The organism is Microbulbifer bruguierae (genome assembly GCF_029869925.1).
GTDB lineage: Bacteria > Pseudomonadota > Gammaproteobacteria > Pseudomonadales > Cellvibrionaceae > Microbulbifer > Microbulbifer bruguierae.
This window is the reverse complement of record NZ_CP118605.1, coordinates 2,459,593-2,471,846: the sequence shown is the minus strand read 5'-3', so window position 1 is coordinate 2,471,846 and position 12,254 is coordinate 2,459,593. Positions and strand designations below refer to the sequence as shown.

Sequence of the window (12,254 nt, the reverse complement as noted above, 5' to 3'; positions counted from 1 at the left end):
TATGCCGCAGGCGTATCGTGCATCCATCCTGCATTTTCTCGCCGATCCCGGCACTGCTAAAAATGCCCGGGCGCTTGCTGAAACCTATGAATATTTTGCCGATGGCCTGCTGCTGGTGGACCGGGGCGTGGTCCAGGCGGTGGGGAATGCGGAAACCCTGTTGCCGAAGCTGGATAAAACGGTGCCGGTGACCGTGTACGAAAATGCACTGCTGACACCGGGCTTTATCGATACCCATATTCACTATCCACAGACGGAAATGATCGCCGCCCACGGCGAGCAGTTACTCGAGTGGCTGCAGTCCTACACCTATCCGATCGAGTCGAAATTCAACGACCACTGCTACGCCAGCGGTATCGCCGAGCGCTTTCTGGATGAACTGCTCCGCTGCGGTACCACTTCGGCGCTGGTGTTCGGCACGGTGCATCCGCAATCGGTAGATGCTTTTTTTGAGGCCTGTGAACAGCGCGACCTGCGCATGATCTGCGGCAAGGTCATGATGGACCGCAACGCGCCGGAGTATCTCACCGATACCGCGGAAAGCGGCTATAGCGAAAGTCGCGCGCTGATCCACAAGTGGCACAACCGCGGTCGCCTGCGCTACGCGGTTACCCCGCGTTTTGCGCCTACTTCCACGGGGGAACAATTGTCCCGCGCGGGAGAATTGCTGCAGGAGTTTCCCGATGTATACCTGCACACGCACCTGGCGGAAAACCCGCAAGAAATAGACTGGGTAAAGCAACTGTTTCCCGAAGCGGAAGATTATCTGGATGTTTACGAGCGCGCGGGCCTGCTGGGAAAGCGCAGTGTTTTCGCTCACTGCCTGCACCTGGGGGAGCGCGAGTGGCAGCGGCTTGGTGCGACGGATAGTCGCATCGCGTTTTGTCCCACGTCCAATCTGTTTCTCGGCAGCGGTCTTTTTCCCTTTTCCCGTGCGCGGCAACAGGGAATCCGTGTCGGGCTCGGTACCGATGTCGGCGGCGGCAGCAGTTTTTCCATCCTGCAGACATTGAACGAGGCCTACAAGGTATTGCAGTTGCGCGGGGAAACCCTGACGCCGCTGCAGGGATTTTATCTGGCCACGCTGGGGGGCGCGCGGGTTCTGGACATGGACGATGTTGTCGGCAGTTTTCGTCCCGGGCGCGAGGCGGATTTTGTGGTGCTGGATAAAGCCTGCACACCGCTGCTGGAATTCCGGATGCAGCAGTGTCGCGACCTGAATGAAGAGCTGTTTGTGTTGGCAATGCTCGGCGACGATCGCGCGGTGCGCGCCACCTATGCGAACGGCAGACTGGTGCATCGGCGGGATTTATCGGACGCAGATCTCGAACCCGTGCATCCCGCAGAATTTGAGGAAATAGCTGTGGAAACAGTGGCGGAGATATGACGGTAAGCGGTCGTGAGGACCGATAACAACGGATAGCAACGGATAGAAAAACAGGAAGTCTGGGTTATGGAAGCTTACTTGAGCGACTGGCTGCAGTTGATCCTGCGCCTGTTACATGTGATTACCGGTATCGCGTGGATCGGCGCATCTTTCTATTTCATCTGGCTCGACAATCACCTGCAAACGCCGCCGCAATGGAAGAAAGACCGGGGCATCGCCGGTGACCTGTGGGCGATACACGGCGGCGGCATTTACGAAGTGGCGAAATACCGCAGGAGTCCCGGACAGTTGCCGGAGACACTGCACTGGTTCAAGTGGGAAGCCTACAGTACCTGGATCAGCGGCATGCTGTTGTTGACCGCGGTGTACTACCTGGGTGCGGATGCGTACCTGATCGATCGCCGGGTACTGGATCTGGCGCCGAGCGCGGCTATCGCCATTGGTGTCGGGTTTATCGCGCTGGGCTGGTTTGCCTACCACGGTCTGTGCGGCAGCGCGCTGGCCAATCGTGTGCCGGTACTGAGTGCCTTGCTGCTGTTGTTGCTGGCTTCCTGCTGCTATGCGCTGACCCATCTGTTCAGCGGGCGCGGTGCCTATATCCACATCGGTGCAATGCTCGGCACCCTGATGGTGGGCAATGTGTTTGCGGTGATCATGCCGTCCCAGCGCGCGCTGGTGCAGGCCATCGAGACCGGCGGTGAGGTCGATCCTGCGTGGGGCGCGAAGGCCAAGCTGCGCTCCACGCACAATACCTATCTGACCCTGCCGGTGCTGTTCATCATGATCAGCAATCACTACCCGATGACCTATGCCCATCAGTACAACTGGCTGGTCTTGCTGCTGGTGATCGGGATTACCGCGGCGATCCGCCAGTTCTTTGTGCTGCGTCACAAGGGCGCGATACGTCCCCGCTGGCTGGTGGGGCCGGCGCTGGCGACTCTGCTGTTGGGGATTTGGCTGATGCCGGCAGACCAGCGTGGGGCATCCGCGGAGGACGCGCTGGCAGCAGGCGCCGGTACCGCGGATGCACTGGCGGTGCAGCAGATCATTGAGCAGCGCTGCACCAGTTGCCACGCCCAGCAGAATACCGATGCGCAGTTTGTGGTGGCGCCAGCGGGGGTGAGTCTGGAAACCGCGGACGAAATCCGCCAGTGGGCGCCGCGGATTCTGGCGCGCGCAGTGCACACCCAGGACATGCCGTTTATGAACAAGACCGGCATGACCGAGGAGGAGCGGGCAATGGTGGGAACCTGGATCGAGGCGGGCATGCCGGAGTGATCCGCCACTCATCCGCAGGGAATTAGCCCTTCCACCAGCGCAGGAACTTTTTGCCCACGGAAAACTGCGGCAGGGACTGGGACTCTTCCTCGATACCCATGCCTGTTTCCATTTCCGTCACGCGCATTTTTGCCCGCTGGAACCAGGCCTGTGGGTCTTCCAGATCCTGCTGCTGCAGTTCTCCATAGAGCGCGCTGCTGAACCAGGTGCGCTGGGAGTCGCTGTCGCAGCCGAAGGAGGTGCGGTCGGCGGCGGAGGAGGTGAACACCACCCGCTCCGGTGAGGCCAGCGCGTCCTGCCAGTGGCCGGAGTAACAGGCGGAGACAATGATCCACTGGTGGCTGGCGCGCAGCCCGTCAAACCAGTACATGCCATCCTTGACCGAAAGATCGTTGAAGTCGAGGCCCTGTACACCCAGCACTAGGGTACCGTCGCTGTCGCCGTGGCTTACCAGGTGCACCAGCAGCAGGTCTTCCTGTGGATCGATCAGCTTGTCCAGGGCATTCAGGCTTTTGCGGATGCTGGTGCCGGTGGCGAGGGGCCAGCGGCCGCTGCCATTGCTCAGGCGCAGCTGACGGTCGTTCAGGTCGAAGACATGGCCCAGTTGTGTCGCCACCCAGTCGACTTCCCTGGGAAATACCGCTTCACTGCCGTCGCCGCCGACAATCAGCAGGTACACGTCCCTTACCCCGGGGCGCTGGGGGGCGAGTTTTGACAGCGCGGATTCCAGGCGGCGGTCTTCACTGTAGAGACGTTTTTCCAGGCGTTTGGCCTGTGTGCGGGTATTGTCCTGCCAGGCCCAGCGGCTGGGATAGTAGCGGCCGGCATCGAAATAGGCGCTCTCCTCACGCCGTTCACCACTGTCACTGTTGTAGATAAGAACGGCGGGTCCATTGGCTTCGCCGTATTCGAAAGTGGCCCGCAGGGTGACGCCGTCGGGGTAGGTCAGCTCACCCTCGCCGTGATACATCTCTCCTTCAAAGGTGCCTTGATAGTGGTGGCCGAGGCTATCCCGGTAGCTTCCTTCAATCAGCAGTCCCTGCTGGAAAGTCCCTTCGTAGTGACTGTCGTGTGCGGTTGTCCGGTGTCCCTGACCGTGGGGCATAAAGTCTTGCAGCGCTCCGCTATAGCGATCGCCGTTTTCCCACGCGATCGATCCCTTGGGAAGCACGCCATGCTGGAACTCTCCCTCCCAGACAATGCCCTCGCAGTCGTAGCGGCCGGGACCGTGAAAATCCCCGGCCTGAAAACCACCCAGGTAAACGCAATCCTCGCTGTATTCCAGGCGCCCGTCGCCGCTCATGACACCCTGCTGAAACCCGCCTTGATAGCGGCGGCCATCGGGCCAGGTGAGGGTGCCCTGACCGTGTAGCAGACCGTTTTTCAGCGCGCCTTGATAACGGCTGCCATCCGGCAGCGTGACCGCAGAACTGGCAGATACTGCTGGCGTGTCGAGGCTGTAGGCCGGACTGCTCAGGGTAAACAGCAACAGCAGGGTAATACGGTGGGCGGGTTGCATGGGCAAACTCTCTGGGTGGTGCAGGGTATTCAAGTGATTGATGGTTGAAGAGGCTGGCACGATTTGCAACTGGAAATTCCCCCGACGGGAATGTGATCGGGTGTGTGCGGGCCTTCGCAGGCGCCGGCACTATGCTTATAATGCGCGGCTGTTTCGTAGAGGTTTGTGGCGATGTCGCCAAAATCTACAGGCCGCCAAGGGCCTTCAGGGGGATTTGATGAAAGTTGTACTGAATTTTGTAGCGGCCCTGGCCGTAGTGGCGGGTGCTGCGGTAGCGGTAGCCCAGTCTGTAGACGAGCAGATCGCCGAGCGCATCGCACCGGCGGGCAAGACCTGCATGAAAGGTGACGAGTGTGCCGCAGCAGCGCCTGCGGCCGCAGCCTCTTCTGGTGGTGCGCGCAGCGGTGCCGACGTCTACTCCGGCAGCTGCGCGGCCTGTCACGGTACCGGTGCTGCCGGTGCACCCAAGTTCGGCGATGCCGGCGCCTGGGGTCCTCGCGTTGCCAAGGGTATGGACACGCTCTACACCCACGCATTGAACGGTTTCAACGCGATGCCGGCCAAAGGTCTGTGTATGACCTGCTCCGACGACGAAGTGAAAGCCGCCGTTGACCATATGGTGGAGAACAGCAAGTAAGCAACCGCTTACTTTGTTCGCAAAAAGGCCGCTCGTGGAGCGGCCTTTTTTGTGTCTGGTGACCGGATCAGGTCCGGCACCAGCCTGTGCCGTCAGTCAAACATACTCAGTAGCGAACCCAGGGTTTCCGCGCCCTTGGCCTGATTCTGCTCCGGCGTCGCCTTGCCGAACCCTTCAAACACACAGTCTTCCTGCGGCAATTCGTCGAGAAAACGGCTGGGGGTGGTGTCCTGATTTTCACCGAACATCTTGCGCTTGCCCGCCAGGGTCATGGTCAGGGTTCTCTGCGCGCGGGTAATGCCCACATAGGTGAGGCGGCGCTCCTCCTGGATGTTGTCGTCTTCGATGCTGTTGCGGTGCGGCAGCAGGTTTTCTTCCATGCCGATCATGAACACGTGGGGGTACTCCAGACCCTTGGACGCGTGCAGGGTCATCAGGCTGACCTTGTCGGTGGCCTCCTCTTCCTCCTGGCGGTCGAGCATGTCGCGCAGGATGAGTTTGGAGATGGCCTGTTCCAGGCGCACGTCCTGCTCGAGCTCGTCGTCGGTGCCCTCCATGGTTTTCATCAGGCTATCCAGGAGCCAGTAGACGTTTTCCATGCGCTTCTCGGCGACCTTCTCGCTGCTGGCGTTCTGGGACAGCCAGCCGGGGTAGTCGATGTCGTCGAGCATCTCGCGCAGGGCGGATTCCGGGCTGTTGTCCACGCAGTTGCGGGCGACGCCCTCGAGCCAGTGGGCGAAGCGGTTGAGACGCTCGTAGCCCTGCTCGGTGATGTGCTCCTTGAAACCGATCTCGCTGCAGGCGCGCAGCATGGAAATCTCGCGGCCCTTGGCGTAGTTGCCGAGCGCCTCCAGGCTGCTGGTGCCGATCTGGCGGCGCGGGGTATTGATGATGCGCAGGAAGGCGTTATCGTCGTCCGGGTTCACCAGCAGCCGCAGGTAGGCCATCACGTCCTTGATCTCCGCGCGCGCGAAGAAGCTGGTACCGCCAGACATCTGGTAGGGAATCTGGTTTTCCTGCAGCTTCATCTCGATCAGCCGGGCCTGGTGGTTGCCCCGGTAGAGCACGGCAAAATCCATGAATTTGCAGCCGCGGCGCGCCTTCTGCAGGAAAATCTCGTTGGCGACGCGCTCGGCTTCCTCATTCTCGTTCGCCACCTTGAGCACGCGGATTTCGTCGCCGAGGCCCTTGTCCGACCACAGTGCCTTGTCGAATTCGTGCGGGTTGTGGGCGATCAGGTGGTTGGCGACCTTGAGGATACGGCTGGTGGAGCGGTAGTTCTGTTCCAGTTTGATCAGGCGCAGGTTGGGGTAGTCCTGGCGCAGCTGGCTCATGTTTTCCGGGCGCGCGCCGCGCCAGGCGTAGATGGACTGGTCGTCATCCCCCACCACGGTAAGACCGCCGCGGCCGCCCACCAGCAACTTCACCAGTAGATACTGGGAGCTGTTAGTGTCCTGATACTCATCCACCAGCAGATAGCGGATTTTTTTTCTCCAGCGGTGCAGCAGCTCGGGATCCGAGTCGAACAGCTGTACCGGAATCATGATCAGGTCGTCGAAGTCCACGGAATTGTAGGCCTTGAGGGCGTCGCAATAGCGCCCGTAAGCCACCGCCATGGCCTGTTCCCCGGGACTCTGGGCCATTTCCAGTGCCTTGCGCGGGGGCAGCATGTCGTTCTTCCAGTTGGAGATCTGGTTCTGTACCCGGTCCAGCAGGTCGGTATCCAGATCGCCGTCGCGCAGCATCAGCTCCTTGATCAGGCCGCGGGCGTCTTCCGAGTCGAAGATGGAAAAACCGGGCTTGAAGCCGGCGGCGCGGTATTCCTTACGCAGGATATTCAGGCCCAGGTTGTGGAAGGTGGACACGGTAAGGCCGTGGGACGCCTTGGATTTCTTGCCGTCGGGTCCGGTGATCAACTTGCCCACCCGCTCTTTCATCTCCCGCGCGGCCTTGTTGGTAAAGGTCAGGGCCGCAATATTTCGTGCCTGATAGCCGCACTCTTCGATCAGATAGGCGATTTTTCGCGTAATTACGCTGGTTTTACCCGAGCCGGCACCGGCCAGAACCAGGCAGGGGCCGTCGATGTATTTGACTGCTTCCGCCTGGCGCGGATTAAGTTTGGTCATAGGGGTACAGCTGATCTGTGGGTAACAGGTACGGGTTTGGCTAGTAGGGCCGACACGAAGACGGGCATTCTACCAGCCGAGTTACGGGTTGGCTGCGTCTCCCGGTTGGATTTATATTGACCAGTGAGACGATGAGACGAGCGCTGCACTGCAGCGCCAGATATAACGACAGGCATAACAACAAAAAGGCCGCACCATGAAAACCACAACCCCGCTTACCCTGGTGGAGCAGTCCCGCAGCGAGAGCGCCTTCGGACGCCTGATGCACTTCTGGCGCAAGACCCTGGGGATGTCCCAGGAGCAGCTTTCGGAAGATCTCGGCGTGTCCACCCGCCATATCAGTTTCCTCGAGACCGGCCGCTCACAGCCGTCGCGGCTGATCGCCGGGGCGCTGGCGGACTGTTTTGGTCTCAGTGCCCGGGACCGGGGCTATCTGCTGACCGCCGCGGGGTTCTCCGCCGACCAGTCGGTGTTTGACTCCCCGGAACTGGCCGCGTGGATGAACAAGTCGATGCAGAATTCGCTGGTGCGGGGCGAGCCGGAACCGGTGTTTGCCCTCGACAATTTCGGGCGGGTAATTTCAGTCAATCGCGCCTGGCTGGCATTTTTCCTGCCGCGGGTGGATTCGTCGCTGTTGCTGGATCCGAACATATACGAGCTGGTAATGCACCCTCAGGGCCTGCGCCCGCAACTGTATAACGGTACCGCGCTGTCCTGTGGCCTGGCCCTGTACCTGGCTATGGAAACCCTGCAGGGAGACGACCCCATGGGCTGGGCCGTACTGGAGCGCCTGGAGGCGGCGGGGGCCTTGCCCGAGGGCTGGCAGCAGCTGGCGCGGCGATTGATCCATACCAGTGACTATCCGCTGGCGCTCAAGACCGATGAGGGGCTGGTCAATATCACTGTCTACAACGACACCCTCTCTTCCACCTCGCAGCTGGTGCAGCCACGCTTGCTGATCGGGCGCATCTACCGCGACGACGGCCGCCGCGTCGTGACCGACGAAGAGCTGGCAGCCGTCTCCAGAGATCACCCTCTGCTGTACCGACCACTGGTTTCCGGGCTGTAATTACCTGTCGAATAATGGCGGCCCGCGGTGGCCGCGCCTAGGCTCGAAGTGACAGAAAACAATAACGAGAGCTTAGCGATGAATACGACGCCTGAAAAAAGCCCGGGTGTTACCGGTGCCCGTAACGGGGCCGGTGGCTGGCGCTGGGGACCCTTCACCCTCTGTGTACCCTTTCTGCACCTGAAAGTGGTGCCTTCCCAGTTGATCCAGGGCCTGGTGGTCGCCAGCGGCACCAGCATGATCATGGCGCCGGTGCTGATCGGCTACTTCGGTCTCAGCTTCGAAGAAGCGGTGGCGCTGATCATGCTGGCGAATACGGTGCTGTGTACCTCGTTCCTGCTGTTCGGCGAACCCTTCGCTCCGGGCATGCTGACCCCGGCGTTCCCGCTGGCGCTGACATTCATTGTCAGCAGTTACCCGGAAGGGCCTGAGCGCTTCCAGGCAATGACCGCGCTGTCGATCTGCCTGGCGGGCATCCTGCTATTCTTCAGCCTCACCGGGCTGTCGCGACGGGTGATGGCGTCGCTGCCGGCGGCACTCAAGGCGGGGATTATCTTCGGCGCCGCCATCTCGGCCCTGGACCGGGTGTTCGTGAAGGACGTCGCCCTGTTCGAAAGCCATCCGATCAGCGCCACTGCCGCCTTGCTGGTGGCACTGCTGTTTACCTTTTCCGGTCCGATTCAGCGGCTGCGGGCGAAGAGTCCGCTGGTGGACGCTATCTGCAGCCTCGGTCTGCTGCCGGGATTTCTCGCGGCGGCCTTTGTCGGGCTGGCGGTGGGGGAGGTGCAGTTCACCATTCAGTGGGGCTGGCTGCTGCCACCGGTCCCGGAAATGTTTGCCAAGGTATCCCCGCTGTCGATCGGCTGGCCACCGGCGGCGATGTATCTCGACGTGTTGCCACTGGCGTTTGTGGCCTACGTGATCGTATTCGGCGACTTCATTACCGGCTCGGAAATGATCCGCAGCGCCCAGCCGATGCGTAGCGACAACCCCATCGATCTCGACTTCGAGCGCACCCAGGTGGCGGTGGCGGCGCGCAATGGCGTGTCCGCGGTGATTGCGCCACTGTTCCCGTTTCAGGGTGTGCTGTGGACCGGGGTACATGCGGTGATCGTACAGGCGTGGGGCAGCGGCCGCGACAAGGTGGCCAACTTGCGCAGTGGGATCGGTTCCTACTACGTGTTCGGGCTGCCGTTTATTTACCTGTGCTGGCCCTGGATCAGCCTGATCAAACCGCTGATGAGTATCGCGCTGATGCTGACCCTGGCGCTGACGGCCTTTGCCTGTATTCTGGTGGCGGTGCCGCTGGTGAAAAAGCCGCTGGAAATGGTCTGTGCCCTGGTCACCGGCTACATGCTGGCGATGTTCGATGTGTGGACCGCACTGGGCGCTGCGGTATTCCTGCTGGTGTGTATCAATGGCAGCCTGCCTCAGTGGAACAAAAAGGCGCAGGGGCGCGATAAAACGGAAATGGCCGCCAGCGGCGAAGTGCCGGATTAACTTTTTACCTGACCGGATTAATTGTCTATAAAGGCACCTCAACCGAGGTGCCTTTTTTATGCTCCAGCCCATCACCGGCTATCACCGCGATGAAGACGACCACTGGGTGGCGCAGCTGGGCTGTGGCCACAACCAGCACGTGCGCCACGATCCGCCGTGGCAGAACCGCGATTGGGTGACCACCGCCAAAGGTCGCGCACAGATGCTGGGTTACAAGCTCGACTGCAAAAAATGCGACGAGGATGCACCGATCGACCATCAACCCCGAGATCACCATTAATGCCGAAAATCTGGGTCGACGCCGATGCCTGTCCCACGGTCATCAAGGAAATTCTGTTCCGCGCCGCGGAGCGCACGGAAATTGAGATGACCCTGGTAGCCAATCAGTATGTGCGTGTACCGCCGTCAAAATTTATCCGCGCGTTGCAGGTAACTTCTGGCTTCGACGTCGCCGACAACGAAATCGTGCAGCGCTGCAGCGCGGGCGACCTGATTATCACCGCCGATATTCCGCTCGCGTCGGAAGTGATCGACAAGGGTGCTACCGCGCTCAATCCCCGCGGTGAGAAATACTCCAAGGCGAATATTCGCGCGCGCCTGAACATGCGCGACTTTATGGAAACACTGCGCTCCAGTGGCGTGCACACCGGTGGGCCGCCGCCGTTGGGGCAGCAGGAAAGAAAGGCGTTTGCGGATCAGCTGGATCGCTGGCTGGTGCAGGCAAAACGCAATTAATCCGATGGAAAATACAAAGCTGCAGTTACTGCCCTGTGAGCAAAAACATCTGCCTGTCTTGATGACCTGGGTGAAAACAGAATCGCAGTGCCAACAATGGGGTGGCCCGTTTTTTCGCTACCCGTTTGATGCCAGGAGCTTTGCCGAAGACTGCAGCTGGCGCGAGCTGCCAAGCTTTGTCGTGCAGGATTCCGGTGGCGAATTACTTGCATTCGGCCAATATTACGCGCGCCTCGACCGCTGTCACCTGAGCCGGCTGATTGTCGCTCCGGCTGCGCGAGGTCGCGGCATAGGAAAAGGGCTGATCAAACAACTGGCGCTGAGAGGCTGCTGTGATCTCAAGCTCGATCAGTGCTCGCTGTTTGTGCTGAAAGAAAATCTGGCCGCACAGGTACTCTACGAAAAACTGGGGTTTCAACAAATGGAATACCCGGAACCTTTTGATGGGCTGGAGCTGTGCTACTACATGGCGGCGGCCGCGAAAGAAATGCTGGAAATGGAAGTCTGAAATGCGAGGAAGTTTTGGTGTGCGCGGTTGGTTGAGTTTGGCGCTGCTGCTGAAAGTAACTGCGGTGGCAGCGTCAGTGGAGCCAGTACCGCAACTGAAAGCCTATGAGGTGCCCGCCTCCTGGCGCACGCCCGTAGAGCCCCTGCAGATCAGCGATCGCACCTGGCAAATAGGTACCCAGGATCTCACCGCACTACTGATAAAGACCAAATCTGGCGCGGTGCTGATTGACGGTGGCATGCCCCAGCTGGCGGACCACCTGCTGGCAAATATGCGCAGGCTAGGGGTGAGCCCGGAAGACCTGACGTGGATTTTGCACAGCCATGCGCACGCGGATCACGCCGGACCGCTGGCTGAGATAAGGCGCGCAACCGGTGCGCGTCTCGCGAGTAATGCGGAATCCGCCCACTTACTCGCGAATGGCGGTGCTGGAGATATCCACTTCGGCGATGGTCTGCTGTTTCCGCCAGTCATCGTTGACCGCTACCTGATGGATGGTGAAATCCTTGCACTTGGAGAATTGCAGTTGCAGGTCCATTTCATTCCCGGACACACCCCGGGGAGCATGGCCTGGACCTGGCAGGATACCCGCGACGGTAAAACGGTCGATATGGCCTATGTGGACAGTCTGACCGCGCCGGGCTACCAGTTACTGGAAAATCCGCGCTACCCGAAACTCCTGCACGATTTCCGCGCGACTTTCGCCAGGGTACGGGACCTCCCCTGTGATGTTTTGCTGACACCCCACCCGGGTGCCAGCGGCTGGCAGTACGCTGCCAGCGCCCGGCAGCTCTCGGCAATGGACTGCGCCGATTACGCGGCAAAAGCGCAGATCCAACTGGACCAGCAGCTCAATCAGCAGCGGCAAAAATAGTCGGATGGTGCGATGACCCAGTTGATTGAACCGCGCACTGCACGCCTGCAATTGCGCCAGTGGCGTGACGAAGATCGCAGACCCTTTGCGGCGATGAATGCCGACCCGCAGGTGATGGAATATTTTCCCGCGCTCCTGAGTCGCGCGGAAAGCGATGCCGGTATCGATCGCCAGATTACCCATATCGAAAACTTCGGCTGGGGATTCTGGGCCGTAGAGCGACGCTTGGACGGCCGGTTTATTGGCTTCGTCGGCATCAAGAATGTCACCGACGATATGCCGTTTGCACCGGCGGTGGAGATTGGCTGGCGATTGGCCAGGGAATTCTGGGGGCAGGGTTACGCTACGGAAGCGGCGCAAGCCAGTGTTGCGATTGCGTTTGGACAACTGGGACTTGCGCAGATCGTCTCTTTTACCGTGCCGGACAATTTTCGCTCGCGCGGGGTGATGGAAAAATTGGGGATGCAGGAAGATGGCTTCTTTCTACACCCCTCGCTACCGCCGGGCCACCGGATGCAGCAGCACGTGCTCTATCGCCTCGAACGTATTGTCTTGTAGGAGCCTGCCTTGCAGGCGAACCGGTCGCCTCACAGAATGTTCGCCAGCAGGCAGGCTCCTACA

The 12,254-nt window shown here is 60.3% G+C and carries 12 protein-coding genes; 10 read left to right on the top strand and 2 right to left on the bottom strand.

Features of this window, described 5'->3' with window-relative positions; genetic code table 11:
* Position 1: 1 nt before the first annotated feature.
* The gene (gene guaD / locus PVT68_RS10310) at positions 2–1,387 is read left to right on the top strand and encodes a guanine deaminase (protein WP_280317750.1); all 1,386 of its coding nucleotides are present in this window, start codon (positions 2–4) and stop codon (positions 1,385–1,387) included.
* A gap of 66 nt (positions 1,388–1,453) precedes the next feature.
* The gene (locus PVT68_RS10305; protein WP_280317749.1) at positions 1,454–2,665 is read left to right on the top strand and encodes a urate hydroxylase PuuD; all 1,212 of its coding nucleotides are present in this window, start codon (positions 1,454–1,456) and stop codon (positions 2,663–2,665) included.
* A 22-nt stretch (positions 2,666–2,687) separates the two neighbouring features.
* Here PVT68_RS10305 and PVT68_RS10300 read toward each other — a convergent pair whose 3' ends face one another.
* Complete coding sequence (locus PVT68_RS10300; protein ID WP_280317748.1) at positions 2,688–4,184, bottom strand: C13 family peptidase; 1,497 nt, start codon at positions 4,182–4,184, stop codon at positions 2,688–2,690.
* Between the two features lie 217 nt (positions 4,185–4,401).
* On the opposite strand from PVT68_RS10300, the gene PVT68_RS10295 reads away from it, so the two are divergent.
* On the top strand, positions 4,402–4,821 hold the full coding sequence (locus tag PVT68_RS10295) for a c-type cytochrome (RefSeq protein ID WP_280317746.1): 420 nt from the start codon (positions 4,402–4,404) through the stop codon (positions 4,819–4,821).
* 92 nt (positions 4,822–4,913) lie between these two features.
* Here the strand turns inward: PVT68_RS10295 and rep are convergent, their stop codons facing one another.
* Positions 4,914–6,947 (bottom strand): DNA helicase Rep, encoded by a 2,034-nt coding sequence (rep, locus tag PVT68_RS10290; protein WP_280317744.1) that lies wholly within the window; start codon positions 6,945–6,947, stop codon positions 4,914–4,916.
* 196 nt (positions 6,948–7,143) lie between these two features.
* Between rep and PVT68_RS10285 the strand changes: the two genes are divergently transcribed.
* The 7 genes from PVT68_RS10285 (at position 7,144) to PVT68_RS10255 (ending at position 12,191) form a co-directional block, all read left to right on the top strand.
* Positions 7,144–8,016 (top strand): helix-turn-helix domain-containing protein, encoded by an 873-nt coding sequence (locus PVT68_RS10285; RefSeq protein ID WP_280317742.1) that lies wholly within the window; start codon positions 7,144–7,146, stop codon positions 8,014–8,016.
* 78 nt (positions 8,017–8,094) lie between these two features.
* A complete protein-coding gene (locus PVT68_RS10280) occupies positions 8,095–9,516 on the top strand; it encodes a hypothetical protein (protein ID WP_280317740.1) in 1,422 nt (473 codons plus the stop codon).
* Positions 9,517–9,574: 58 nt separating this feature from the next.
* Entirely contained in the window at positions 9,575–9,796 is a 222-nt protein-coding gene (locus tag PVT68_RS10275) for a DUF3565 domain-containing protein (protein WP_280317738.1), read from the top strand.
* Positions 9,796–10,251 (top strand): YaiI/YqxD family protein, encoded by a 456-nt coding sequence (locus PVT68_RS10270; protein ID WP_280317736.1) that lies wholly within the window; start codon positions 9,796–9,798, stop codon positions 10,249–10,251. Before PVT68_RS10275 ends, PVT68_RS10270 begins: the two co-directional genes overlap by 1 nt.
* Before the next feature lie 4 nt (positions 10,252–10,255).
* Positions 10,256–10,759: a GNAT family N-acetyltransferase gene (locus tag PVT68_RS10265; RefSeq protein ID WP_280317734.1), complete on the top strand. Its 504-nt coding sequence runs from the start codon at positions 10,256–10,258 to the stop codon at positions 10,757–10,759.
* Between the two features lies 1 nt (position 10,760).
* The gene (gene bla / locus PVT68_RS10260; protein ID WP_280317733.1) at positions 10,761–11,633 is read left to right on the top strand and encodes a subclass B3 metallo-beta-lactamase; all 873 of its coding nucleotides are present in this window, start codon (positions 10,761–10,763) and stop codon (positions 11,631–11,633) included.
* Between the two features lie 12 nt (positions 11,634–11,645).
* Positions 11,646–12,191, top strand: a complete 546-nt coding sequence (locus tag PVT68_RS10255; RefSeq protein WP_280317731.1) for a GNAT family N-acetyltransferase — start codon at positions 11,646–11,648, stop codon at positions 12,189–12,191.
* Positions 12,192–12,254: the final 63 nt, after the last annotated feature.

Excerpts from the sequence above, each read along its gene's own strand:
- PVT68_RS10270 (WP_280317736.1), top strand. The coding sequence starts at position 9,796 with ATGCCGAAAATCTGGGTCGACGCCGATGCCTGTCCCACGGTCATCAAG.
- bla (WP_280317733.1), top strand. The coding sequence starts at position 10,761 with ATGCGAGGAAGTTTTGGTGTGCGCGGTTGGTTGAGTTTGGCGCTGCTG.
- PVT68_RS10280 (WP_280317740.1), top strand. The coding sequence starts at position 8,095 with ATGAATACGACGCCTGAAAAAAGCCCGGGTGTTACCGGTGCCCGTAAC.
- PVT68_RS10300 (WP_280317748.1), bottom strand. The coding sequence starts at position 4,184 with ATGCAACCCGCCCACCGTATTACCCTGCTGTTGCTGTTTACCCTGAGC.
- guaD (WP_280317750.1), top strand. The coding sequence starts at position 2 with ATGCCGCAGGCGTATCGTGCATCCATCCTGCATTTTCTCGCCGATCCC.
- PVT68_RS10255 (WP_280317731.1), top strand. The coding sequence starts at position 11,646 with ATGACCCAGTTGATTGAACCGCGCACTGCACGCCTGCAATTGCGCCAG.
- rep (WP_280317744.1), bottom strand. The coding sequence starts at position 6,947 with ATGACCAAACTTAATCCGCGCCAGGCGGAAGCAGTCAAATACATCGAC.
- PVT68_RS10265 (WP_280317734.1), top strand. The coding sequence starts at position 10,256 with ATGGAAAATACAAAGCTGCAGTTACTGCCCTGTGAGCAAAAACATCTG.
- PVT68_RS10285 (WP_280317742.1), top strand. The coding sequence starts at position 7,144 with ATGAAAACCACAACCCCGCTTACCCTGGTGGAGCAGTCCCGCAGCGAG.
- PVT68_RS10305 (WP_280317749.1), top strand. The coding sequence starts at position 1,454 with ATGGAAGCTTACTTGAGCGACTGGCTGCAGTTGATCCTGCGCCTGTTA.
- PVT68_RS10295 (WP_280317746.1), top strand. The coding sequence starts at position 4,402 with ATGAAAGTTGTACTGAATTTTGTAGCGGCCCTGGCCGTAGTGGCGGGT.
- PVT68_RS10275 (WP_280317738.1), top strand. The coding sequence starts at position 9,575 with ATGCTCCAGCCCATCACCGGCTATCACCGCGATGAAGACGACCACTGG.